The sequence below is a fragment of the Mesorhizobium sp. USDA 3734 genome, assembly GCF_056279665.1.
Genome location: NZ_JBWCCW010000001.1, coordinates 5,769,448 through 5,793,717, shown reverse-complemented (window position 1 = coordinate 5,793,717; position 24,270 = coordinate 5,769,448). Strand labels below are relative to the sequence as shown.

General features: G+C 63.0%; 23 protein-coding genes. 16 read left to right on the top strand and 7 right to left on the bottom strand.

Features of this window, described 5'->3' with window-relative positions:
• The first annotated feature begins 7 nt into the window (after positions 1–7).
• From ACZ89F_RS27765 to ACZ89F_RS27750, 4 genes are all read left to right on the top strand, one after another.
• On the top strand, positions 8–2,227 hold the full coding sequence (locus ACZ89F_RS27765) for a 3-hydroxyacyl-CoA dehydrogenase NAD-binding domain-containing protein (protein ID WP_476095198.1): 2,220 nt from the start codon (positions 8–10) through the stop codon (positions 2,225–2,227).
• A 65-nt stretch (positions 2,228–2,292) separates the two neighbouring features.
• A complete protein-coding gene (locus ACZ89F_RS27760) occupies positions 2,293–2,838 on the top strand; it encodes a thioesterase family protein (RefSeq protein WP_476095197.1) in 546 nt (181 codons plus the stop codon).
• Positions 2,839–2,963: 125 nt separating this feature from the next.
• Positions 2,964–3,632 carry a S24 family peptidase gene (locus ACZ89F_RS27755; RefSeq protein WP_476095196.1) on the top strand — a complete coding sequence of 223 codons (669 nt, stop codon included), beginning with the start codon at positions 2,964–2,966 and terminating at the stop codon, positions 3,630–3,632.
• 9 nt (positions 3,633–3,641) lie between these two features.
• Positions 3,642–4,493, top strand: a complete 852-nt coding sequence (locus ACZ89F_RS27750) for a thermonuclease family protein (protein WP_476095195.1) — start codon at positions 3,642–3,644, stop codon at positions 4,491–4,493.
• Here the strand turns inward: ACZ89F_RS27750 and ACZ89F_RS27745 are convergent.
• On the bottom strand, positions 4,459–6,105 hold the full coding sequence (locus ACZ89F_RS27745) for a lysine--tRNA ligase (protein ID WP_476095194.1): 1,647 nt from the start codon (positions 6,103–6,105) through the stop codon (positions 4,459–4,461). The two genes, ACZ89F_RS27750 and ACZ89F_RS27745, sit on opposite strands and share 35 nt — an antisense overlap.
• Positions 6,106–6,274: 169 nt before the next feature.
• On the opposite strand from ACZ89F_RS27745, the gene ACZ89F_RS27740 reads away from it, so the two are divergent.
• Positions 6,275–6,682 (top strand): tellurite resistance TerB family protein, encoded by a 408-nt coding sequence (locus ACZ89F_RS27740; protein ID WP_476095193.1) that lies wholly within the window; start codon positions 6,275–6,277, stop codon positions 6,680–6,682.
• 16 nt (positions 6,683–6,698) lie between these two features.
• Here the strand turns inward: ACZ89F_RS27740 and ACZ89F_RS27735 are convergent, their stop codons facing one another.
• On the bottom strand, positions 6,699–7,547 hold the full coding sequence (locus ACZ89F_RS27735) for a transporter substrate-binding domain-containing protein (RefSeq protein ID WP_476095192.1): 849 nt from the start codon (positions 7,545–7,547) through the stop codon (positions 6,699–6,701).
• 60 nt (positions 7,548–7,607) lie between these two features.
• Here ACZ89F_RS27735 and ACZ89F_RS27730 point away from each other — a divergent pair, with 60 nt between their 5' ends.
• The 3 genes from ACZ89F_RS27730 to ACZ89F_RS27720 all read left to right on the top strand — a co-directional run bounded on the left by ACZ89F_RS27730 (position 7,608) and on the right by ACZ89F_RS27720 (position 10,048).
• Positions 7,608–8,549, top strand: a complete 942-nt coding sequence (locus tag ACZ89F_RS27730; RefSeq protein WP_476095191.1) for a helix-turn-helix transcriptional regulator — start codon at positions 7,608–7,610, stop codon at positions 8,547–8,549.
• A 96-nt stretch (positions 8,550–8,645) separates the two neighbouring features.
• Entirely contained in the window at positions 8,646–9,284 is a 639-nt protein-coding gene (locus ACZ89F_RS27725; protein WP_476095190.1) for an acyl-homoserine-lactone synthase, read from the top strand.
• Positions 9,285–9,298: 14 nt separating this feature from the next.
• Positions 9,299–10,048 (top strand): enoyl-CoA hydratase-related protein, encoded by a 750-nt coding sequence (locus ACZ89F_RS27720; RefSeq protein ID WP_082525485.1) that lies wholly within the window; start codon positions 9,299–9,301, stop codon positions 10,046–10,048.
• Positions 10,049–10,214: 166 nt separating this feature from the next.
• Here ACZ89F_RS27720 and ppk2 read toward each other — a convergent pair whose 3' ends face one another.
• Entirely contained in the window at positions 10,215–11,123 is a 909-nt protein-coding gene (gene ppk2, locus ACZ89F_RS27715) for a polyphosphate kinase 2 (protein WP_476095189.1), read from the bottom strand.
• A 221-nt stretch (positions 11,124–11,344) separates the two neighbouring features.
• Between ppk2 and ACZ89F_RS27710 the strand changes: the two genes are divergently transcribed.
• The 3 genes from ACZ89F_RS27710 (at position 11,345) to ACZ89F_RS27700 (ending at position 14,552) form a co-directional block, all read left to right on the top strand.
• Positions 11,345–12,610, top strand: coding sequence for an ATP-binding protein (locus ACZ89F_RS27710; protein WP_476095188.1), 1,266 nt, complete (start codon positions 11,345–11,347; stop codon positions 12,608–12,610).
• 114 nt (positions 12,611–12,724) lie between these two features.
• Positions 12,725–13,450, top strand: coding sequence for a phosphate signaling complex protein PhoU (gene phoU, locus ACZ89F_RS27705; protein ID WP_476095187.1), 726 nt, complete (start codon positions 12,725–12,727; stop codon positions 13,448–13,450).
• Positions 13,451–13,541: 91 nt separating this feature from the next.
• Positions 13,542–14,552 (top strand): magnesium and cobalt transport protein CorA, encoded by a 1,011-nt coding sequence (locus ACZ89F_RS27700; protein ID WP_056588325.1) that lies wholly within the window; start codon positions 13,542–13,544, stop codon positions 14,550–14,552.
• Between the two features lie 99 nt (positions 14,553–14,651).
• Here ACZ89F_RS27700 and ACZ89F_RS27695 read toward each other — a convergent pair whose 3' ends face one another.
• A complete protein-coding gene (locus ACZ89F_RS27695; RefSeq protein ID WP_476095186.1) occupies positions 14,652–15,170 on the bottom strand; it encodes a GcrA family cell cycle regulator in 519 nt (172 codons plus the stop codon).
• A 357-nt stretch (positions 15,171–15,527) separates the two neighbouring features.
• On the opposite strand from ACZ89F_RS27695, the gene ACZ89F_RS27690 reads away from it, so the two are divergent.
• The 4 genes from ACZ89F_RS27690 (at position 15,528) to ACZ89F_RS27675 (ending at position 19,940) form a co-directional block, all read left to right on the top strand.
• Positions 15,528–16,727 carry an aspartate aminotransferase family protein gene (locus tag ACZ89F_RS27690; RefSeq protein WP_183445516.1) on the top strand — a complete coding sequence of 400 codons (1,200 nt, stop codon included), beginning with the start codon at positions 15,528–15,530 and terminating at the stop codon, positions 16,725–16,727.
• Between the two features lie 17 nt (positions 16,728–16,744).
• Entirely contained in the window at positions 16,745–17,656 is a 912-nt protein-coding gene (argF, locus tag ACZ89F_RS27685; protein ID WP_056588317.1) for an ornithine carbamoyltransferase, read from the top strand.
• 78 nt (positions 17,657–17,734) lie between these two features.
• A complete protein-coding gene (locus tag ACZ89F_RS27680; protein WP_476095185.1) occupies positions 17,735–18,766 on the top strand; it encodes an Hsp33 family molecular chaperone in 1,032 nt (343 codons plus the stop codon).
• A gap of 103 nt (positions 18,767–18,869) precedes the next feature.
• A complete protein-coding gene (locus ACZ89F_RS27675; protein ID WP_476091432.1) occupies positions 18,870–19,940 on the top strand; it encodes an ISAs1 family transposase in 1,071 nt (356 codons plus the stop codon).
• Between the two features lie 57 nt (positions 19,941–19,997).
• On the opposite strand, the gene ACZ89F_RS27670 is transcribed toward ACZ89F_RS27675, so the two are convergent.
• Both ACZ89F_RS27670 and apaG read right to left on the bottom strand, forming a co-directional pair.
• Positions 19,998–20,936, bottom strand: a complete 939-nt coding sequence (locus ACZ89F_RS27670) for an IS110 family RNA-guided transposase (RefSeq protein WP_476091143.1) — start codon at positions 20,934–20,936, stop codon at positions 19,998–20,000.
• Between the two features lie 331 nt (positions 20,937–21,267).
• Positions 21,268–21,660: a Co2+/Mg2+ efflux protein ApaG gene (gene apaG / locus ACZ89F_RS27665; RefSeq protein ID WP_013533640.1), complete on the bottom strand. Its 393-nt coding sequence runs from the start codon at positions 21,658–21,660 to the stop codon at positions 21,268–21,270.
• A 244-nt stretch (positions 21,661–21,904) separates the two neighbouring features.
• Between apaG and ACZ89F_RS27660 the strand changes: the two genes are divergently transcribed.
• Entirely contained in the window at positions 21,905–23,056 is a 1,152-nt protein-coding gene (locus tag ACZ89F_RS27660; protein WP_476095184.1) for a ceramide glucosyltransferase, read from the top strand.
• 8 nt (positions 23,057–23,064) lie between these two features.
• Here ACZ89F_RS27660 and ACZ89F_RS27655 read toward each other — a convergent pair whose 3' ends face one another.
• Positions 23,065–24,252 (bottom strand): O-succinylhomoserine sulfhydrylase, encoded by a 1,188-nt coding sequence (locus tag ACZ89F_RS27655; RefSeq protein WP_476095183.1) that lies wholly within the window; start codon positions 24,250–24,252, stop codon positions 23,065–23,067.
• Positions 24,253–24,270 lie beyond the last annotated feature (18 nt).

The following is a 24,270-nucleotide window of genomic DNA, read 5'->3' as shown; positions in this document are numbered from 1 at the left end:
AGAAACGATGAGCTACACCAATTTCACCCTCGATATCGACGCCGACGGCATTGCGCTGGTCACCTGGGACATGCCCGGCCGGTCGATGAATGTCTTCACCGAAGAGGCGATGCGGGAACTCAATGACATCGTCGACAAGGTGGCTGGTGACGCCGCCGTCAAGGGCGCGGTAATCACCTCCGGCAAGGACACCTTCTCCGGCGGTGCCGACATCACCCTGCTGCAGAAGATGCTGACGACCTTCGCCACTGACAAGGGCAAGGACGCCGAAAAGGCCACGAAGGCGTTGTTCGACAATGCCGGGATCATGACCGGCCTGTTCCGCAAGCTGGAGACTTGCGGAAAGCCGTGGGTGTCGGCGATCAATGGCACCTGCATGGGCGGTGCCTTCGAATTGTCGCTCGCCTGCCACGGCCGTGTCGCCGCCGACAGCGACAAGGTGAAGATGGCGCTTCCCGAGGTGAAGATCGGCATCTTCCCGGGCGCCGGCGGCACTCAGCGCGTGCCGCGGCTGACCGATCAGCAGCAGGCGCTGCAGATGCTGACCTCCGGCCAGACGCTGTCGCCGCAGAAGGCCAAGTCGATGGGCCTGATCCATGAGATCGCTGAACCGGCCAGTCTGGTCGACACCGCCAAGGCGATGATCAGGAACGGCCTGAAGCCAGTGGCGCCATGGGACGAGAAGGGTTTCAAGCTGCCCGGCGGCCAGATCTATTCGCCCGCGGGTTTCAATCTGTGGCCGCCGGCCATCGCCATCCTGCGTCGCGAGACCTATGGCAACTATCCGGCCGCCGCCGCGATCCTGAAATGCGTCTATGAAGGCCTCCTGGTGCCGTTCGACACCGCCTTGCGCATCGAGCAGCGCTATTTCACCGAGATCATGCAGACCAAGGAAGCGGCGGCGATGATCCGCTCGCTGTTCGTGTCGCTGCAGGAACTGAACAAGGGCGCCCGCCGCCCGGCCGGCGTCCCGGAAACCAAATTCAAGAAGATCGGCATTCTCGGCGCTGGCTTCATGGGCGCCGGCATCGCCTATGTCACCGCCAAGGCCGGCATCCCGGTGGTGCTGCTCGACCGTGATCTGGAATCGGCGACCAAGGGCAAGGCGCATTCCGACAGCCTGATCTCGGATCAGGTGAAGAAGGGTCGCGCCAAGCCGGAGGACAAGGACAAATTGCTGTCGTTGATCACGCCAACAGCCGACTATGCCGACCTTGCCGGCTGCGATCTGGTGGTCGAGGCGGTGTTCGAGGATTCGGCCGTCAAGAAGAGCGCCACCGAACAGGCGGAAGCCGTCTTGAAGCCATCGGCGATCTTCGCGTCGAACACCTCCACCATCCCGATCTCGTCGCTGGCCAGGAATTCGGCGCGGCCGAAGAATTTTATCGGCATCCACTTCTTCTCGCCGGTCGACAAGATGATGCTGGTCGAGATCATTTTGGGCAAGAAGACCGGCGACAAGGCGCTGGCGACCGCAATCGACTTCGTCCGTGCCATCAAGAAGACGCCGATCGTCGTCAACGACACGCGCGGCTTCTACGTCAACCGCTGCGTGCTGCGCTATATGTCGGAAGCCTACAAGATGCTGATCGAAGGCGTTCCCGCGCCGATGATCGAGAATGCGGCGAAGGCCGCCGGCATGCCGGTCGGCCCCCTGGCGCTGACCGACGAGACGGCCATCGACCTCGCCCAGAAGATCATGAAGCAGACCATCAAGGATTTGGGCGACAAGGCCGTCGATCCCAAGCAGATGGCGCTGATCAACACCATGGTCGACGATCATGGCCGCTTCGGTCGCAAGAACGGCAAGGGTTTCTACGATTATCCGGCCAAGCCCGCCAAGAAGAAGCTGTGGCCGGGCCTCAAGGATCTCTATCCACAGCTTGCGCCCGAGAAGGTCGATTATGAGGAACTGCAGCAGCGGCTGCTGGTCACCATCGCCCTGGAAGCGGCCCGGGTGATGGAAGAGGGCATCGTCACCGACCCGCGCGAGGCCGATGTAGGCTCGATCCTCGCCTTCGGCTTCGCCCCCTACACCGGTGGCGCGCTGTCCTACATCGACGGCATCGGCGCCAAGGCGTTCGTCAAGATCGCCAAGAAACTGCAGAAGAAATACGGCGCCGAGTTCAAGGCGCCCAAGCTGCTGCTCGACATGGCCGAGAAGGGCGAGAGCTTCTACCAGCGCTTCGACCCCTATGCGAAAGGCGACGTGAAGCAGGCAGCCTGACGCATGGGCAAGATCAGGAGTCTTACAGCGTCCTTTGCGCGTCCAAGAGGACGCGCGGCGCTGTAATGTATGTCTGGGCGCGCATGGCGCGCATGATGGCCACGGCGCGTAGCCGTGGCCCCTATATGATGGGCGGCGAAAGCCGGCTGGCTTTTCGCTGCCTGCCGACCGACATCGATTTCAACATCCATCTCAACAATGCGCGCTACATGATGCTGGCCGATCTCGGCCGCATCGACTTGTTCATGCGCGCGGGCCTCATCAGGCTGGCGAGGACAAATGGCTGGGCGCCGATGATGGGCGGGTTGCAGGCGGTCTATGCGCGCGAGATCAGGCTGTGGCGTCGCTTCGAAGTGGTGTCTTCGATCGAGACCTGGGAAGGCAGCCAGGTTATCGGCAAGCATCGTTTCGTCCTCGACAATGGCGAGACGGCTGCCTTGATCATGACGACGGCCGGCGTCTACGACCGCAGGGCGCGGCGCTTTCTCGACATTGACGAGGTCGTCGCTGCACTTGGCCGCGCGGCAAACCCGCGACCTCTGACCCAAGCAGAACGGATTTTCATGACATCGCACCAGGGTCTCCGCAGCTTGGCCAAGGGTGTCGATTGATTCAGGGAATCGGAATTTGTGGGGCCACAACTTACACGCGGCGTTGTGGGGCGGGCGGTGGACAAAACGGCATTCCAAGACTAGAAGGGAAAGGTATTTTTTCCTGCATTGAAGGAGAGCAAGACGTGCTCTCGCATGACCGTGTCTGGGCCGCCATCGATGCTCTTGCCGAGCGCTATTCGCTTTCGGCCTCGGGTCTGGCCAAGCGCGCGGGGCTTGATTCCACGGCCTTCAACAAGTCGAAGCGTCTGTCGTCGGATGGCCGGCCGCGCTGGCCCTCGACCGAATCGCTTGCCAAGATCATCGAGGCGACGGGCGCTTCGCTCGACGAATTCACCGGTCTGATCGAAGGCCGTCCCGGGACCGGCAATGGTGCTTCGACCAGCCATGCCGCTTCGGTCGCTCGCAGACGCTCCGTGCCGTTGCTGGGCTTTGCCCAGGCCGGCGCCGGCGGCTTCTTCGACGATGCCGGCTTTCCAGCCGGGCAGGGCTGGGACCTGGTCGAACTGCCGGCGCAATCGACCGAGAGTTCCTATGCGCTGCAGGTGCAGGGTGATTCCATGCTGCCGCTCTACCGCAATGGCGACGTCCTCATTGTCGAACCGGGCGCCATCACCCGCAAGGGCGATCGCGTCGTCGTCAAGACCACTGCCGGCGAGGTGATGGCCAAGGTGCTCGAGCGCCAGACCGTCAACTCGATTGCGCTGGTCTCGCTCAATCCCGATCACCCCGACCGCGATATTCCCATGCGCGATGTCGAATGGGTGGCGCGGATTGTGTGGGCAAGCCAGTAGGTCCGGCGGGTGCGGCTCCTTCATCATGCCCTGGCGGTTCTGATGGTCCCGGTGATGGCGGCCATGGTCGTCACCGGTGGTCGCACGCTGAAAGGAAGCGACAGCGTCGTCACGGTGGATCAGCTTGATCCGGGCGCCGATACGATCGCGCAGGAAGGCGCCGAGACGGTGCCCGAAGAGCCGGCCACATCGGCCATAGCAGCCACACAGCCGCCAAAGCCGACGCCGCATTCGAGGACGATCGATCCCCAAATTGTCGCGCCACCGGAACTGCCCGCCGAGGGGCTTGAACGGGTCGAGCCGCGCGAGCCGTTGAGCAAGCTTGCGCTGGCCGTGCCGCCCAAGCCGAAAATGCCCGACGACTGGAACGGCACAAAGCTGTTCCAGCCGGTTGCGCCGGCCGCCGGCCTGATCGAAGCGAAGGGCTACTCGGTCGCGGTTTCCGGCATCGACATCGTCAGGCAGGACGAGACCTGTAGCGAGGACGGCAAAACCTGGCCATGCGGCGTCCGGGCGCGGACGGCATTCCGCGCCTTCCTGCGCGGCCGCGCGGTGGTCTGCACCGTGCCGCCTGAGGGCGGCCGCGACCTGATCGCCGCCGAATGCCGGATCGGCAAGCAGGATGTCGGTCAATGGCTGGTCGAAAACGGCTGGGCGCGCGCCGCCAAGGGCGGGCCCTATGTCGAGGCCGGCGACAAGGCACGCACGGCGAAGAAGGGCATTTTCGGATCGGCGCCTGATCTGTCCGGCATGCCGGCGATGCCGGCCGCACCGAGCCCGGCGCCTCAGGCGCCGAGTTCGATCCTGGAAGAGGTCGACGGCGTGCTCAAACCAGCTGACCAGCCAGCGCCCGCTCAATGAGCGCCCGCGTCTCGGCAATGCCATAGAGCGCGGCGAACGATCCGAAGCGCGGGCCGCGCTCCTGGCCGATCAACACCTGATAGATCATCTGGAAGAAGGCACCCGATACGCCGGGGCCGCCTTCCGGGCTCTGCTTGGAATGATCCTGGTAGCGTTCGATCCTGCGCGCGACGTTGAGCGAAGCGTTCTGGATCGCTTCGCCATTGGCGCCGGCCGGCAATGCGCCAAGCGCCGTGTCGAGGGCTTGCAGCGCCTCGCGCTCGACCTCGTCGGCCGGGCGGAAGGTTTTCGTCGGCTTCACGAAATCGTCGAAATAACGGATCGCATGGCCGACCAGCTGGTCGAGCTCGGGATGAGTCTTTGGCGTCACGCCCTGCGTATGGCGTGAGATGAAGCCCCACAGCACATCCTTGTTCTGCGCGTTGGAAGCGCTGACCAGATTGAGCAGCAGCGAGAACGGCACCGGCATGTCGATCGCGGGCGGGTTGCCGTCATGCATATGCCAGACCGGGTTGCCCAGGCGTTCCTTCCAGTCTTGCCGGGGATACGCGGCGAGGAAGGTATAGTATTCGTCCACAGCCCGCGGGATGACGTCGAAATACAGCTTCTTGGCCTGCCGCGGCCGCTGGTACATATAGAGCCCGAGGCTCTCGGTCGGCGCGTAGGTCAGCCACTCGTCGATGGTCAGCCCGTTGCCCTTCGACTTCGAGATCTTCTGGCCGTTCTCGTCGAGGAACAGTTCGTAGACGAAATGCTCCGGTGCCCGTCCGCCCAGAATGTTGCAAATGCGGTCGTAGACCACCGCATTGGTCTGGTGGTCCTTGCCGAACATTTCGAAATCGACGCCAAGCGCTGCCCAGCGCATGCCGAAATCCGGCTTCCACTGCAGCTTCACGCGGCCGCCGGTGATCGAAAGCGTGGTCTCGGTGCCCTCGTCGTCGAAGGTGATGGTGCCGGCCTCGGCGTCGACATGCTTCATCGGCACGTAAAGCACGCGGCCGCTCTTCGGCGAAATCGGCAGGAACGGGCTGTAGGTCGCCTGCCGCTCGGGGCCGAGCGTCGGCAGCATCACCGCCATGATCTGGTCATAGCGTTCGGCGGCGCGCAACAGCATCGCGTCGAAACGGCCCGACTTATAGTATTGCGTCGCGCTGGCGAATTCGTAGTCGAAGCCGAACGTGTCAAGGAAGCGGCAAAGCATCGCGTTGTTGTGGTCGGCGAAGCTCGCATAATCGTCGCCGAACGGATTGGGGACCGACGACAGCGGCTTGTGCAAATGCGGCTCGAGTGCGGCGCGATCCGGCACGCTGTCGGGTATCTTGCGCATGCCGTCCATGTCGTCGGAAAAGCACAGCAGCTTGGTTGCAACCTTGTCCTGCGTCAGGACGCGGAAGGCATGGCGCACCATCGACGTGCGCGCCACCTCGCCGAACGTGCCGATATGCGGCAGGCCGGACGGTCCGTAGCCGGTCTCGAACAGGACTGTTTGCGGAAAGTCGGTGCCTTTGTAGCGTTCGATGATCTTTTTGGCTTCCTCGAACGGCCATGCCTTGCTCTCGACCGCGGCCGCCAGCAGCTCGGGATTGAGATCGATGATGTTTGATCCCGCCATGTCACTGTTTTCCAAATCATTCGCCGGCCCATTCGAAGGCGGGCCGGAGCAGAGGTTTTTCAACCGGTCTCTAGGCGTGCATCGCCGGAGCGTCAACGCGTGCGGCGCTTTTTCCTTGCGGTGCAGATTTAGCGTTCCTACCTTCGAGGTCCGGTTCAAGGAGAAAAAATTGCCGACACCGCATGAAGCCCTGATCTACCTGATGGTCATCACCTCGGCCTCCGATCGCGACATGACCGATGTCGAACTGGCGCGGATCGGCGAGGTCGTCCGCTCCTGGCCGGTGTTCGAGGACTTCAACCACGGCAAGCTGGTCGGCGTCGCCCAGGCCTGCCAGAAGCGCCTGCACGAAAAGGACGGGCTGGAAGGCGTGCTGGCTGAAGTCGCCGAGGCCTTGCCCGAGCGGTTGCGCGACACCGCCTACGCCGCCGCCTTCGAGGTTGCCGCCGTCGATCTCGAAATGCGCATGGAAGAAGTGCGGGTGCTGCAGCTGATCCGTCGTCAGCTCGATCTCGACACGCTGACGGTCGCCGCCATCGGCCGTGCCGCCAAGGCGCGGCTGCGCACGCTGACCTGAATAATATCAGCAGCCCCTAGAAAAAACTGACCGGGAAATAGCGCAGGTAGAATTCGGCGAACGTGCCTTTCATCGAAATCTCCTGCAGCGCGTAGTCGAGCGCGGCGGCCAGCGCCGGATTGTCCGCTTTGGTGGCGATGGCCATGCCAGTGCCCAGATATTCGGGCGCCAGATAGGGCCCGCCGGCAAAGCGGCAGCAGCCTGCCGCATCCGAGCCGCCCAGCCAGAAGGCCAGGCGCATGCCGTCGCCGAAGGCCGCGTCGACCTTGCCGGCCTTGAGATCGTTGTAAAGGTCTTCCGGTCTGTCGAAAGTGACGACCTGCACCGTGTTGAAATAGTCGCGCAGCATGCGCTCATGCGCTGAGCCTGATATGACGCCGACACGCTTGCCGTGCAATTTGTCAAAGACGGGTTCGGTCAGGGCCTTGCTCTTCGGCATGATGAAGCGTGCCGGAAACTGCAGATAGGAGCGCGAGAAGGCATAGGTCGCGCGCGATTCCGGCGTTGCGGCTATACCGGCGATGATCGCCTCGCCTTCGCCTTTCTGCAGTGCGCCTTCCAGCTCGCTCCACGGCAAAGCCTGGATCTGGCATTTTTCGACGATGTCAAGCTCGGCGCAGATGGCGCGCGCCAGATCGATGTGGAAACCGGACAGCTTTCCCGAGCCGTCGAGGAAATTGAAGGGCGGGAAATCCGTGGCGGTCAGGAATCTCAGCCGGGGCAGCGCCGAAAGGTCTGGCTTGGGCAGCCGCTCCTTGGCATCCCAGAGAACCGGAACCTGAGGCGCCGCGGCGCGCGCACCATCGGCGACCGACAGCAACCCGATCAGCATCGCAAGGGCGAAGGACCTCCACCGGAACGCCAAGATAAAACTCCGCCACACTCGTGCTCGCACCGGTTTTGGTACGAAAATGGTACAGGCACAATGGTTTTTGATTTCAACACGCCGATTTCAGGATATGATTTAGCCGGTTTGCAAATCAGCTTTGGCCGCCTTGGTGAGAGGATCAAAGGTCGGAGCCACAGAATAAGACAGAATAAGAATGCGGTTTGCAATCCGTGGTCGGTGGCGAAGTGTAAATCGGGCACGCATCATTGGCCGCAATGCATGAGGCAACATGGGGTTGATGTTGCGATGAGTCAGTTCGATCGCACGCTGGAATTCATCGACCAACTGCAGCACGCCGCAACGGCGGCGGCGGTCTGCGAAACGCTGCTGGGCATAACGTCGGATTTCGGTCTCACCGCACTGATGGCGGGGACCGTACCGCAGCCAGGTACGCCGGCCGGCCAGCAAAAGCAGCACGTGCTTCTCTGCGATTGGCCTGGCGAGTGGCTCGAGCGCTATGTCGCGCGCAACTATGTCGACCACGACCCGGTCGTCAGCCACATGAAACAGTTGCAGGCGCCCTTCCAGTGGCGCGAGGCGTCGCAGAGCATCCGCATAGACAAGAGCAGCGGCGAAGTGATGGGCGATGCCGGCGCCTTCAAACTGCGTGATGGGCTCGCCTTCCCGTTGATCACGCTCGACGGCCAGATCGTCATGGTGTCGCTGGGCGGCGAGGCCGTGGAATTGTCCGCTGCCGAGTTCGGCCAGGTCTCGTTGGTGTCGACCTACGCGGTTGGCCGCGCCATGCAACTGCACACCATGGCGAGCAAGACCATCGATCATATCGTGCTGACGCCGCGCGAACGCGAATGCCTGCAATGGGCAGCCGTGGGCAAGTCCGAATGGGAGATTTCGCAAATCCTCGGCATCTCCGAACACACCTCGGAGAAACATCTTCTTAACGCCAAAAGCAAACTCGGTGCCGTCAACCGGGTTCAAGCCGTCGCGGAAGCGATAAGGCGCGGCTACATTAGTTAGGTCGGCCGTGCCGACCTGAAATCCTTGCCTGCGCGATCACGCAATTTTCTCACCAAAGCACGGCCGTATCTTCCTCTGAACACAGGAGACGGCGGAATGCTTTTTTCCCTTACAACCCAGGAATTGATGGAACGTCCCGACCTTTGGGAGGCCGTCCATCGGCTGCGCTACAAGATATTCGTCGAGGAGATGGGATGGGAGGATCTCAGGCGGCCCGACGGGCTCGAACGCGACCAGTTCGATCACGACGAAGCCATCCATCAGATCGTCATCAGAGGGGACGAAGTCGCGGGCTATCAAAGGATGTTGCCGACCACGCGGCCTCATCTGCTGACCGAGGTCTTGACCGACCTTTCCGAAGGAACGCCGCCATCGGGTCCAAACATCTGGGAATTGACCCGCTATGCGGTGGCTCCCGGTTTTCGTGATGGCCGTCGTGGCGTCTCGACCGTCGGCACCGAACTGATTGCCGGATTCGTCGAGTGGGGGCTGAAACGCGGCGTCGACAAGGTGATCATCGAGTTCGAGCCGATGTGGGTGCTGCGCGCCTTGCAGCTGCACTTCCTGGCGACCCCGCTGGGCTATCAGCGCACCTATGGCAACCAGCAGGTGGTCGCAACCCTGCTCACCTTCAACGAACACACCCTCGACGTGGTGCGGTCGCGCCGCAATCATTTTGCTCCCGTGCTGGCCAGGGGATACCCCGACATGCTCGGCCAAAGGCGAGCGTCATGAGGTCGGAGACGGTCATGAGCACACATCCACAACCCGAACTCCGCAATCACACGCTGGTCGTCACCGTGTCGTCGAATGACGGCCGGCCGGTGCTGGACAGGAGAGCCTATGAAAGCCTGGCAAAGACCTTCCATGAAGCCGCCGACAATGAGGAGGTGCGCGTCGTCGTGCTACGCGGCCTGGCAGGCTGTTTCTGCCTCGGCGGCGACTTCTCCGAATTCCTCGACGCCACCAAGCACCAGAAACTGATCGCCGCCGTCACCGACCTGTTCCGCACGCTGGCGACATTTCCCAAACCCATCCTTGCCTGCGTCGACGGCGATGCGGTCGGCGTCGGTTGCACCATCCTGTTCCATTGCGACATGGTGATCGCGTCCGATGAAAGCACGTTCCGGGTGCCTTTCGTCGATTTCGGCCTTGTGCCGGATGCGGCGACCAGCATCCTGGCGCCGCAGAAGCTCGGCTATGCCGGTGCTTTCCGCTTCTTCTGCCTCGGCGACACGCTTCGTGCCGAGGACGCCAGGGCGCTCGGCCTCGTCGCCGAGATCGTGCCGGGCGGCAGTGTCGAGGAAGCGGCGCTCGGCCGGGCGAGACAGCTTGCCAAGAAGCCGGTCGCCGCCTTGCTGCAGACGCGCGGCCTGCTCAAGGGGAACACCCAGGCGCTCTGCGACCGCATCGATCAGGAGATTTCGCTTTTCCAGCAGGCGCTGCAGGACGACACCACACTGCGGCGATTGCAGCGCATCGCCCGGCTGGCGGCCTGAGCGCCGCTAATGCATGTCGCTTGAAAGTGGCCCCGGTTTTGAGACAACGACATGCATGGAAACAAGGACCTAAAGAGCGGCGCATGAATCCGTTTCGACGCGACGCGCTTTAGGAGAAGTATCCATATCGCGCCGCGCGGCCTTGGCTGCGCGGCGCAAAAAAGCGTCAGTCCTGTTTTCCCAGGAATGACGGCCCTTCGCCGATGATCTTCTTGTCTTCCTTGCCGATCACGTCGAGATCGCGCCCGTCATAGGGCAGCGACAACAGGATGCGCCGCATGACCGCCAGCCGCGCGCGCCGCTTGTCATTGGCCCGCACGATGATCCACGGCGCGAATTCCTTGTGGGTGCGCTCGAACATGGTGTCGCGCACCTTTGTGTAATCGTCCCATTTGGTGATGCCGGCCACGTCGATGGGCGAGAACTTCCAGCTCTTCAGCGGGCTGTAGCGGCGGTCGTGAAAGCGCTCGAGCTGCGTTTCCCGGCCGATGTTCAGCCAGAACTTGAAGAAGTGGATGCCCTCGTTGGAGATCATCCGCTCGAAATGCGGCGTCTCCTCGAGAAACTGCTCGTGCTGTTGCGCCGTGCAGAAACCCATCACCGGCTCGACGCCGGCACGGTTGTACCAGGATCGGTCGAAGGTGACGAATTCGCCGGATGTCGGGAAATGGTCGACATAGCGCTGGTAGTACCATTGCCCCAGCTCGGTCGGGGTCGGCTTGGTCAGCGCCACATTGCGTGCCGTGCGCGGGTTGAGGTACTGGCGCACCACGAAGATCGTGCCGCCCTTGCCGGCAGCGTCGCGGCCCTCGAACAGCGCCATCACCCGTTTGCCGGTCGACTGCAGCCAGGCCTGCGCCTTGACCAGCTCGATCTGCAACTTCTCGAGCGTTTCGTCATACTCGTCGCTTTTCATCTTCTTGTCGTAGGGATAGCCGCCGGCGGTCAGCTTGTTGTCCTCGACCCAGTCGGGAAGCACGGGATTTTCGATGTCGAACTCCCGCTCCTTGCCGTCGATCCTGATCTTCAGCGGCCCCGAAGTCGGCGCGGTAGAACTTTCCTTGGCTTTTTTCATCAAGACGAACCCTTTCCAGCTTCCGGACTCATGCTATTGGGAGCCACTACAGCGCCGCGCGTCCGTTTGGACGCGCAACGGACGCTGTAGCACTTTAATTTGCGCATGATCCTTTCCGAAAATCGATTCCCGATTTTCGGGTCATGCGGCAACCGGCCCAGCGGAAGTTTCCGTCACCGTGCGGCCGTGTGCGAACCCATGGGGTGCGGGCCCGCGAGCGAATGGCTGACCTGGACGCAGAGCAGAGAGGCATCGCGCAGACCATAGCCACACGGCTGTGGAACGGCCGCTGGCTGCTTGCGGCCGGCGTCGTCGCGGTCGTCGCTGTTTATGCCTTGGCCGCGAGTTCAGCCTATGTCGTCCTCGCGGCGCTGCTCTTGCTGCTTGCCGCGGCAACGCTGCCGGCCGCCGGGGCGCGCCAATCCATCGAGAGCGGCGCCGCCATCGAGGCCATCGGCTTGCAGCGGCTCTCCGGTGAATATCTTGCGGCCGCCGTCGCCGATCCGCTGATCATCTTCGACCGGACCGCCACCATCGTGCATGCCAATGCCGCCGCTTTCGCCGCCTTCGGTGGGATCGCGCCGGGCATGTCGCTGTCGCTGAAATTCCGGGCGCCGGAAATGCAGGCTCTGCTGGACGGCGTGCTGTCGGGCGACGTCGCCTCCGATGTCGTCGATTATACGGAAAAGCTGCCGGTCGAACGGGCTTACCGGGTGAGCGCGTCCTCGGTCGGTCACGCCACCGATCTCTATGTGCTGGTGTTCAAGGACCAGAGCGAAGCGCGCAGGATCGACCGCATGCGCGCCGACTTCATCGCCAATGCCAGCCACGAACTGCGCACGCCGCTCGCCTCTATCGCCGGCTTCATCGAAACGCTGCGCGGGCCCGCCCGAAACGACCCGGCGGCGCGCGATCAGTTCCTGCAGATCATGCAGAGCCAGACCGGTCGCATGGCGCGTCTGATCGACGATCTGCTGTCGCTGTCGCGGCTCGAGATGAAGCCGTATCTGAAGCCTGGAACCGAGGTCGATCTGCGCGAGACCGTCGACAGCGTCATCGATTCGCTTGGACCGTTGGCCAGGGAAAACAGCGTTGCCATCGAGCGGGACTATGCCGATGGGCCGCTCGACGTGCCAGGCGATCGCGACGAGCTTTTCCAGGTGTTCGAGAACCTTCTGGAAAACGCCTGCAAATACGGGCAGTCAGGCGGGCGCGTCGTGGTGTCGATCGCGCACAGCGATGCCGGCTCGGAGCCGGGCATCGATGTGACCATCCGGGATTTTGGCCCCGGCATTCCCGAAGAGCACATTCCGCGCATCACCGAGCGCTTCTACCGCGTCGATGTCGAGACCAGCCGGACCCAGAAGGGCACCGGCCTTGGCCTGTCGATCGTCAAGCATATCCTGACGCGCCACAACGCCAGGCTTTCGATCAAGTCCGAGGTCGGTCAGGGCGCCGCCTTCTCGGTTCATTTGCCGACGCACTGAAACCGCCCTAGTTTTCCACCAGACCGTTTCTTTTTTCTGTCATCCGGCTAGCGTATCAGCGGGGATTCGAGGAAACGACTCAAAGTCAAAACACCCGTGGGAAGGCATTTTACCATGCAGTCCGTGCATACTATGAGCGCCTATGACGAGGAGCTCAAATATCTGTCGAAGCGCATCGCGGCGATGGGCGGCCATGCCGAGCGCATGGTCGAACAGGCGGTTGCCGCCCTCGTCAACGCCGACCCCGGCCTTGCCCAGAAGGTCATCCGCGATGATGCCGTGCTGGATGAAGGGCAACGCGAAATCGACGACAAGGCGATCATCATCATCGCCAAGCGCCAGCCGATGGCGACGGATCTGCGCGAGATCGTCGGCGCGATCCGCATCTCCGCCGACCTCGAACGGGTCGGCGACCTCGGCAAGAACGTTGCCAAGCGGGTGGTAGCCGTCACCGATGGACGCCAGCCGACCAGCCTGTTCCGCGGCCTCGAGGCCCTGGCCAACTTGGCGCTGACCCAGCTCAAGGAAGTGCTCGACGTCTACGCGTCTCGCTCGGTGGAGAAAATCGGCTTCGTGCGCGACCGCGACGACCAGATCGACGCCATGTACACATCTCTGTTTCGCGAATTGCTGACCTACATGATGGAAGATCCGCGCAACATCACGCCCTGCACGCATCTGCTGTTCTGCGCCAAGAACATCGAGCGTATCGGCGATCACGCCACCAACATCGCCGAGACCATCTACTACATCGTCACCGGCGAGCAGTTGCCGGCCGAGCGACCCAAGGGCGACAAGACCGACAAGATCGGCCTTTCCGAGACGCCGCCGGTGAAGTGAACGGCCGCCTCTCGAACCGTCGCCCGAATTACGCTAAGCTTTCCGCGCTTTGCCTCTATCCTCGTCCGTGGATTTGCTTCGGGAGGTCGTGATGGAAAATGTTCGGAACCTGACCCCGGCGTCTGCGCCGACATCCGGCATTATCGCTTGCGGCGTCTACACGGCCGGGCGCCGCATCGCCGACATCCCTATCGAGGAAGCTGGCGAATGGGCAAAAAAATCCGGTCATGTCGTCTGGATTGGCCTGCTTGAGCCCGACCGCAACCTGTTGCTGCGCGTCCAGGCGCAGTTTCACCTGCATGAGCTGGCGATCGAGGATGCCGAGCACCCGCACCAGCGGCCGAAGATCGAGCAATATGGCGATGCCCTGTTCATCGTCGCCCGCACCGCGCAGCTGATCGACGGCCGGGTCACCTTCGGCGAGACCCATTTGTTCGTCGGCAGCGGCTACATCGTCAGCGTCAGGCACGGTCCCTCGACGTCCTATGCCGCCGTTCGTCAGCACTGGGAAAGCTGCCCGCATTCGCTGGCCAAGGGCGAGGATTTCGTCCTCTACGCCATTCTCGATTTCATCGTCGACAATTACATGCCGGTGCTCGAGCAGATCGAGGACGAAGTCGAGGTGATCGAGGACAGGGTTCTGCTGAAGCCGATGACCGGGCCCGACATCGAGCGGCTCTATATGCTGCGCCGCGATCTCTTGCGCCTGCGCAATGCCGCCCTTCCGCTGGTCGAAGTCTGCCGACGGCTGACCAGCGCCGACCTGCCGCAGATCCATACGGCCATGCACCCGCTGTTTCGCGACGTCACCGATCACATCCGCACCGTGCAGGAGAAGATCGACAGCCTGCGCGAGGTGCTGGCATTCGCTTTCGAAGCCAGCCTTCTGGTCGGCCAGAGTCAGGAAACGGCGATCTCCAAGAAGCTCGCCTCATGGGCCGCCATCCTGGCAGTGCCGACGGCGTTCGCCGGCATCTACGGCATGAACTTCAGCGACATGCCGGAACTGAAGATGGAATACGGCTACCCGATGGTGCTGGCCACGATCGCACTGATCTGCGCGTTCCTCTACTGGCGGTTTCGCAAGAATGGGTGGCTGTGAAGAGTAGGGCAGTAGGGCAGTAGGGCAGTAGGATGGCATTCGTGAGCGCGACTTTCCGCACACATACTGCCTTACTGCCTTACTCCCCTATTCCCTTGCCTACCGGCTCCGCCGCCGCTCGGATGCCGGCTGGAACGCCACGCGGGCATGGTATTTGCAGTAAGGTCCGGTTTCGGCGGCATCGTTGCCGCAGAAATGGAAGTCCTCTGACAGCGGATCGCCGTTCGGCCATTTGCAGGTCCGTTCGGTCAACTCGACGAGTTGCAGGTGCCGCGAGATCGGCAATACGACATTCTCGACCGGGCGGATGTAGTGGCGTGCCACCGGTTCGGCGTCGAACTGCGTCTGCAAGGCCGTCGCGCCGATCGACGTCGTGACATGGCGTGCCGCGGTTGCCGCGCGTGAAACCGATTTCTGAACGGTCGATCCTTGCGCCGCCTTCTTCTGGCGTGCCGGCGTGGCCGTCGAACGTCCGCGGCCCGACAGTTTCAGCCGGTGCACCTTGCCGATGACCGCGTTGCGGCTGACCCCTCCAAGCTGTGCAGCAATCTGGCTTGCGCTCAGACCCTCCGACCACAGTTTCCTCAAGAGTTCTACCCGCTCGTCAGTCCAGTTCATGAGACCGCGCTCCTCTAAGCGTGCGGCAATCGGAATCCTTTCCCGACCCGGCAACATTTGCCGGGGCAGACACCACATATATCTGGTGATTAGGTCCGCCGCACGAAATCTAGTTATTTCTCGACTACAACTACTCTATGCGCTGACTCGGTGACAAGAGTCCCAAGTGCAACACGAATCGGTTTTTTCGGTTTTCCCCAACTTGCCCGGTCGCTTATGAGCCGGCGTCTCGTCAGGGGGCTTGCCGCGCGCCACTACGCGACGTTTTCGTTGACTTCATGGCCGAAAAACACGATAAGCCGCACAGGCCGCCGCTTTGGCGGCTTTTTTGATTTTCCGGTACCGGAGACGCATATAATGAGCGGTTCGGCGCTTTACGAGACCTTTGCTCGCGCACCCCTGGCCTTCGACCACGGGGAAGGCACCTGGCTGATTACCGACAAAGGCGAGCGATATCTCGATTTTGCCGGCGGCATCGCCGTAAACTCGCTCGGCCACAGCCATCCGCATCTGGTCGCCGCACTCACCGAGCAGGCCGCCAAGCTCTGGCATGTTTCCAATCTCTACGAGATCCCGGGGCAGAGCCGGCTCGGCGAGCGGCTGGTCGATGCCACTTTCGCCGACAAGGTGTTCTTCACCAATTCCGGCGCCGAGGCGCTGGAATGCGCAATCAAGACGGCGCGCCGCTATCAGTTCGTCAACGGACACCCGGAGCGCTTCCGCGTCATCACCTTCGAAGGCGCCTTCCATGGCCGTACGCTGGCGACCATCGCGGCCGGCGGCCAGTACAAATATCTCGAAGGCTTCGGCCCCAAGGTCGAAGGTTTCGATCAGGTCGGTTTCGACGACATCGACGCCGCCGAAAAGGCGATCACACCGGAGACGGCCGCCATCCTGATCGAGCCGGTGCAGGGCGAGGGCGGTATCCGTCCGGTGCCGACGCAATCGCTGAAGCGACTGCGGCAATTGTGCGAGCAGCACGGCCTGCTGTTGATCTTCGACGAGGTTCAGTGCGGCATCGGCCGCACCGGTAAGCTGTTCGCGCATGAATGGTCAGGGGTTACGCCAGACATCATGGCGATCGCCAAGGGCATTGGCGGCGGCTTCCCGATGGGCGCCTGCCTTGCCACGGATGAAGCGGCCGTCGGCATGACGGCAGGCGTGCATGGCACCACGTTCGGCGGCAACCCGTTGGCCATGGCTGTCGGCAACGCCGTGCTCGATGTCGTGCTGGAAGACGGCTTCCTCGAAGATGTCCAGCGCAAGGCGCTGCTGATGAAGCAGGGTCTCGCGTCGGTCGCCGACGAGTTTCCCGAAGTCATCGAGGACATCAGGGGCACCGGGCTGATGCTCGGCCTCAAATGCGCCATGCCCAACACCAAGGTGAACATGGCATTGCGCGACCAGCACCTGCTGACGGTTCCGGCCGGCGACAACGTCATTCGCCTGTTGCCGCCGCTAACCGTTACCGATGCCGAGATCCACGACGCGCTCAACCGCATCCGCGCCGGCGCCAAGGGCCTGGCGGAGGCGATCGCCTCCGCCGCCGCGAAGTAATCCCGGAACCATTGCTGATGTCAGTTCGCCATTTCACAGATCTTTCCGCCGTCTCCGAAGGCGATCTGCGCTTCATGCTGGACGATGCAGTGGTGCGAAAGGCTCGCCTCAAGGCCGGCGAGCGGACCAAGCCGCTTGAAGGCAAGGTGCTGGCGATGATCTTCGACAAGCCGTCGACGCGCACGCGTGTGTCCTTCGACGTCGGCATGCGCCAGCTTGGCGGCGAAACCATCATGCTGACCGGCACCGAGATGCAGCTCGGCCGTTCCGAGACCATCGCCGACACCGCCAAGGTGCTGTCGCGTTATGTCGACGCGATCATGATCCGCACCACCTCGCATGAGCGGCTGCTGGAGCTGACCGAGAACGCCACCGTGCCGGTGATCAACGGACTGACCGACGACACCCATCCCTGCCAGCTGATGGCCGATATCATGACCTTCGAGGAGCATCGCGGTCCGGTCGCCGGCAAGACCATCGCCTGGACCGGCGACGGCAACAATGTGCTGCATTCGCTGCTCGAGGCCTCGGCCCGGTTCCGCTTCAACCTCAACGTCGCCGTGCCCGAGGGCAGCGAGCCGGCGCAGAAGCATATCGACTGGTCGCAGGCGCATGGCGGCAAGCTGCACTTCACCCGCTCGCCCGAGGAAGCCGTCGATCAGGCCGACTGCATCGTCACCGATTGCTGGGTGTCGATGGGCCAGGAGCATCGCGCCCGCGGCCACAACGTGTTCTCGCCCTACCAGGTCAACGCCAAGCTGATGGCCAGGGCCAAGCCGGACGCGCTGTTCATGCACTGCCTGCCGGCGCATCGCGGCGAGGAAGTGACCGACGAGGTTATCGACGGGCCGCATTCGGTGGTCTTCGACGAAGCCGAGAACAGGCTCCATGCCCAGAAGGCCGTGCTCGCCTGGTGTCTCGGCGCTTGATCTCCGGAGGTGTGATGCCTATCTGCGGGCCATCACGCAAATCAAGCGCGTTTCGACGCATGCGCCCCTCAGGGCGGCATGGCCGCGCCCTGGAGCTTTGTCATGTTGGAAACCTATCAAGTGACTGAACATCACCCCAAACTCGGTGAATTCGGCTACGCTGGCGACGACCACGTCGTGCCGTTCGAGGTCGGCCCGCTCGATGTGCGCGGCCGCACCGTCCAGCTCGGTCCGATGCTCGACGCCATCCTCAGCCGCCACGATTACCCCGAGCCGGTCGCCCGCCTGCTGGCGGAGGCCTGTGTGCTGACGGTGCTGCTCGGCACCTCGCTCAAGTTCGAGGGCAAATTCATCCTGCAGACCCGCACCGACGGGCCTGTCGACATGCTGGTCGCGGATTTTTCCACGCCCTCGGCATTGCGCGCCTATGCGCGTTTCGATGCCGACCGGCTGGAGGCGCTGGTCGCGGCAGGCGAAACGTCGCAGCAGACCCTGCTCGGCAGCGGCGTGCTGGCGCTGACCATCGACCAGGGCGCTCATACGCAGCGCTATCAGGGCATCGTCCAGCTCGATGGCGAGACGCTGGAAGACGCGGCACGCACCTATTTCCGTCAGTCGGAGCAGATCCCGACCGATCTCAGGCTGTCGGTGGCCAAGCTTTTGACGCCCGGCCCCGGCGGCGCCCGCGAACAGTGGCGCGCCGGTGGCATCCTGGCGCAGTTCCTGCCGCAGTCGCCCGAGCGCATGCGCGTGCCGGATCTGCCGGGTGGCGATGGCGATCCGCGCGAGGAGATCCACGATCCGGCCGACAATTCCTGGCAGGAGTTGCTGGCGCTGCTCGGCACCATCGAGCCGACCGAACTGATCGACCCGACGATCGGCGCCGAGCGGCTGCTCTACAGGCTGTTCCACGAGCATGGCGTGCGCGTCTTCGGCGGCGTTCCGGTCGCCGACCAGTGCTCGTGCTCCAGGGACAAGATCCGCGGCATCCTCGAGGGTTTTTCCGCGCAGGAGATCAAGGACAGCACCGAGGACGGCGGCATCCACGTCGCCTGCGAATTCTGCTCGAAGCAATATGACTTCGACCCGGCGGAATTTGCTGCCCAGTAAAGTCCTTCCTTCTCCCCGTTCACGGCAGGGGAATCGCATATGGCGATTTTGAGCTTGAAGTTGGTTTGAGAAGGGATTCTTTGGGAAGGCAGTCCACTGAGGAGTGACTGCCATTTCTAGCCTTGAGAGCTATTTCGGCGCGGTCCCTGATCCGCGCGCGGCCAACGCCACGCACCGGCTTGGCGACCTGATCGTGATGATGATCGCTGCGAGCCTGTGTGGCGCGACCAGCGCAACGGAGTTTTCGTTGTTCGCGCAAGAGCGCAAACAGGCGCTGTCGCGCTTGATCGACTATGAGGAGGCGCCCAGCCACGACACCTTCTCGCGGCTGTTGCGCCTGCTCGATCCGGAGGCCTTCGGACGTGCGTTCGCCGCCTTTGCCGCGGGCTTTGCCCAGGCACGCCAGGGTGTGGTCGCACTTGATGGCAAGGCGCTGCGACGGGCCTATGAGAAAGGCCTTGCGGCCAGCCCGCCCCTGACGGTGTCAGCCTTTGCCAGCCAGACGCGGCTGTGTTTGGCGGCGGCCTCGCCCGGCGATGGAGACAATGAGGTCGAGGCTGCCCTCAAGGTCGTCGAACTCATTGATCTTACTGGTCGATTGGTCACGGCCGATGCGCTTCATTGCCACACGCGCATGGCCAAGGCCATCATTCAGCGCGGCGGCGACTATCTGCTCACGCTCAAGGGAAACCGCCGGCATTGGTTGGCTCGGGCCAAACAACAACTGGCCCAGACCACTCCCGCCGTCACTGAGCGGACCGAGACCAGCCATGGCCGCAACGAATGGCGGCAGGCAGAAGTCGTGGCGGCGCCCGACCCGCTGATGCCTGGGCACAAGGCCTTCATCCGCATCACCAGCCGGCGCGATCAGGCCAAGCCGCTGACGCGCCTGTTCATGGCCTCAACGCTGCTGTCCCCGCAGCAGGCGATCGATCTCACCAGAGCCCATTGGCAGATCGAGAACGGGCTGCATTGGATGCTCGACGTTCATCTGCGCGAGGACCTCAGCCGTGCCCGCAAGGACAACGCCCCTGCCAACACCGCGCTCCTAAACCGCATCGCCAGAAATATCCTTCAGGCCGCCGACATCGACAAAGTCCCCATCAGCCACCGTATCAAAAAATGCGCGTGGAATGACGACTATCTCATCCAGGCCATCACTCATATGCGATAGCCCTGCCGTTCACGGGGAGAAGGTGCCCGAAGGGCGGATGAGCGACTATCTGGGGTGTCAAGTTGCATTTGCGAAATCGATGCGCGCGTCGCGTGCTTTTGCATTGAGAATGACGAGCAGCTTGCGGGCGAGCGCGATGCGGATGACCATCTTCTCCTTTCCCGCGCCCTGCAACCGTTGATGGAAGGCAGCAAGGTGAGGATCGTATCTGGCGACGGTGCGGGCAACGAGGAAGAGGATGGAGCGCGGGCCTTCGCGACCACCGCGCACCGACCGGCGGCCACTGCGCTTGCCACTATCATTGGCGATCGGCGCGAGGCCCGCGAGCTTGGCGATGGCTTTGTTGGAGAGGATGCCGATCTCGGGCAGTTCGGCCATGAGGCGGGCCACGGTGCGCGAGGCGACGCCCTTGAGCGATCGGAAGGCCTGGTCGAGACAGGCCCACAAGGGATCGTCGTCGATCAGCGAGGCGATCTCGCCTTCGAGCCGGCGGCTCTGGCGCTTGAGCAGAGCAATGACCTCGTCGAGGCTGATGATGGTCTCGGCATCGCGAGCCGCGCTACGGCGCTGCTTCTGGATGGTGAGGTCGCCGGTGACCTGGGAAAGCCGGGCGACCAGCGCCTTGAGCCGTTGCTGGGCCACGCTCGGCGGCGGCGTCGGCTGCAACCGCTTGACCTGCCCGTAACGGGCGATGACGGCGGCATCGATCCTGTCGGTCTTCTCCAGATACCCCATCGCCTCGGCGAAGTAGCGAACGCTCCTCGCATTGGCCATGCCGCAGGGTTGCCCCATCTCCCACAACAGCAGGAAGGCCAACCGTTCGTAGCCGCCACTGGCCTCCATGACGACGAGTTCGACGTCATTGGCCTGACACCAGGCGGCCAGATCGGCGATGCCTCCCGCATCGTTGGCGAAACGGCCTGCCGTTCCGATCGGCTCGATATGGACGTCGAGCCAGTCTTTCGAAATATCTATTCCACAGAGGGTCTTGTTCACGGTAACCTGCCTTGTGCGTGCGATTGGAGCCAAGCGACTATTCGGTCGTGCGTGACGAAGGCGAAGATCCCAGGCTCATCCACGGTTGTAGCCGCAGGGGTAACGGGCGACTTCGCCAAGCCTCGGGCCGGACGGCCATCCAGCCCGAGGCTCAGTCGCTTCCATCGCACAAAATCATCCCTGTGCAGATACAAGGGGCAGCGCGCACTTTGGCAAATGGCCATGCGTGTCCACTCAGACGTTGTCGCGCATGGAAGACAATCTTATCAGTCCGGCGCCGCCCCTCATTGCCCTGCCGGGCATTTCTCCCCGTAGAACGGGGAGAAAGACGCTAATTCACCGTCCGCCGCGTCCCCGGCAGGTCGAGTGAGAAGGCGGGGATGGCGATGTCGAACGTCTCGCCCCGCTTGTTGCGCATCGTGTAGTGCCCGACCATGATGCCGGACGGTGTCGAAAGCGGACAACCGGACGTGTACTGGTAGCTGTCGCCGGGATTGAGTTCGGGCTGGTCGCCGACGACGCCGGGGCCGCGTACCTCCTCCACTCGGCCGGTGCCGTCGGTGATGTGCCAATAGCGCGACAACAGCTGAACGAAATCGTCCGACTGATTGTCGATCGTTATCTGATAGCCCCAGACATAGCGGTTCTCCGAGGGATCCGAGCGGTCCTCCAGATAGAACGGCCTGACCTGCACTTCGATGTTGCGCGTGACGGCGCTGTACATAAGCGGCTCCAAAACAATCCGGTAACTTTCGGCGCTCCTTGCAGGCTGGTCAACGGTGCGCGTCCTTTCATTGCCGACTGAATGGCAGGTGGCGGCAAAGAATGTCATTTAAGTGACACATGACAATGATGGTGTGCGCCGATCAGTGCCGCGCGACTCGGGCGCTCTGTCGAACTGTTGAAATCGGTCGTCCTGCCAGCCAGATTGTTCTGGCGGACCGGTTTTCTGGAGTGACCGGATCTCGATGGAACTCACTCTCATAGCCGCCACGCTTTCGACTGCCCTTATCCTCTCAAATCTCGCCAGCATCGTGCTTGCCGCCTCGCGTCTGAAACGGCGCCGCATTGTCGCGCCGCCGGCCGGCAAGCCGCTGCCGGTGTCGATCGTCGTGCCGTCGCGTGGCGTCGAGCCGTTCACGCACGAGACGCTGGAGCGTGCCTTCTCGCTCGACTGGCCGCACTACGAGCTGATCTTCTGCGTTGCCCATGCCGACGATCCGGTGATCAAAGTGATAAACAGGGCAATTGCCCGGTTTCCAAAGGTGCCGGCCCGGCTTCTGATCGGCGACGATCGCATCAGCGCCAATCCGAAACTCAACAATTGCGTCAAGGGCTGGGAAGCCGCGCGGCACGACTGGGTTGTCCTGGCCGATTCCAACGTGTTGATGCCGAGAGACTACGTCCAACACCTGATGGCTGCATGGCGGCCGGATACCGGCCTTGTCTGCTCGACGCCGATAGGCTCGCGGCCGGCCGGTTTCTGGGCCGAGGTCGAATGCGCTTTCCTCAACACGCTGCAGGCGCGCTGGCAATATGCCGGCGAGGCGCTTGGCCTTGGCTTTGCCCAGGGCAAGAGCATGCTCTGGAACAAGCCGATGCTCGACGCCAATGGCGGCATCCGCGCGCTGGCCGCCGAGATCGCCGAGGATGCCGCCGCGACCAAGCTGGTCAATGGCCTCGGCCTGCGAGTCAATCTCGTCGCCGCGCCCTTCGAGCAGCCGCTTGGCCGGCGCACGTTTGACGAGATCTGGTCGCGTCAGGCCCGCTGGGCGCGCCTGCGCCGCGTCACCTTCCCGCTGTTCTTCGCACCCGAGATCCTGACTGGCGCGGTGGTGCCGCTGGTGCTCGCGCTGATTGCGGCGGCAAGTGCCGGTGTCAGCCTCTGGGCAACCGCAATTGCCGTATTGGCCGCCTTCTATCTTCCCGAGTGCGCCCTGGCCTGGTCCAAGGGCTGGTACCTGTCGCCACGCATGGTTGCCGCGATCATGGCGCGCGACCTGATCCTGCCGGCGATGTGGGCGCGCGGCTGGCTCGGCGGCGCCGTCGACTGGCGCGGCAATGCGATGACCATCGGCACCAAGGCGGCCGAGCTGGAAGAGACGCCGTCCGGCGCCTGAAAGCCCTCTTATTTGGCCTTCAGCGCCTGTGCGATATCCTCTAGCAGATCGTCGGTGTCTTCCAGGCCGACCGACAGTCTGAGCGTGCCCGGTCCGATGCCGAGCTCGGCGCGCGCCTCGTCACTCAGATTCTTGTGCGTCGTCGTCGCCGGGTGGGTGATCAGGCTCTTGGCATCGCCGAGATTGTTGGAGATCAGCACGATGTCGAGCGCATTCTGCAAGGCGAAGGCCGCCTGCTTGCCGCCCTTGACGTCGAGGCAGATCAGCGTCGAGCCGCCCGACATCTGCTTCTTGACGATATCGGCCTGCGGGTGGTCGGCGCGGCCGGGATAGATGACACGGGCGATTTCCGGCCGCTCGGCCAGGAAATCCGCGATCTTGCTTGCGCTTTCCGTCTGCTGGCGCACCCGCAGCGGCAGCGTTTCCAGGCCCTTCAGCAGCGTCCAGGCGTTGAAGGGCGACAGGCTTGGTCCGGTATGGCGGAAATAATCGTGCAGGTTCTCGTCGATCCACTTCTTGTCCGACAGGATGACGCCGCCGAGGCAGCGCCCCTGGCCATCGATGTGCTTGGTCGCCGAATAGACGACGATATGCGCACCGAGCTGCAGCGGCTTCTGCTGCAGCGGCGTGGCGAAGACATTGTCGACGATCAGCCGCGCCCCGATCGAATTGGCAAGCGAAGCGACGGCGGCGATGTCGACCACTTCCAGCGTCGGATTGGTCGGGCTCTCCAGGAAGAACAGCTTGGTGTTCGGCTTGACCGCCTTTTCCCAGTTGGCGATGTCGGTGCCGTCGACCAGCGTCGCCTCGATGCCGTATCTCGGGGCCAGCGTCTCGACCACCCAGCGGCAGGAACCGAACAACGCGCGCGCCGCCACGATATGGTCGCCGGCCTTGGCGCTGCACAGGAGCGCTGCCGTCACCGCGGCCATGCCGGAGGCGGTGGCGCGGGCGTCTTCGGCACCTTCGAGCGCGCACATGCGTTTTTCGAACATGTCGACGGTCGGATTGGCGTAGCGCGAATAGATGAAGCCCGGCTCCTCACCCTTGAAGCGGGCTTCGGCGGCCTGCGCCGTTTCGTAGACATAGCCCTGGGTGAGGTAAATCGCTTCCGACGTTTCGCCGAAACCGGAACGCAGCGTTCCGCTATGCACGAGTGCTGTCTGAGGCTTCCAGTTGCGCTTCTTGGTGCTCATCGCTCTTCTTCCAGACAC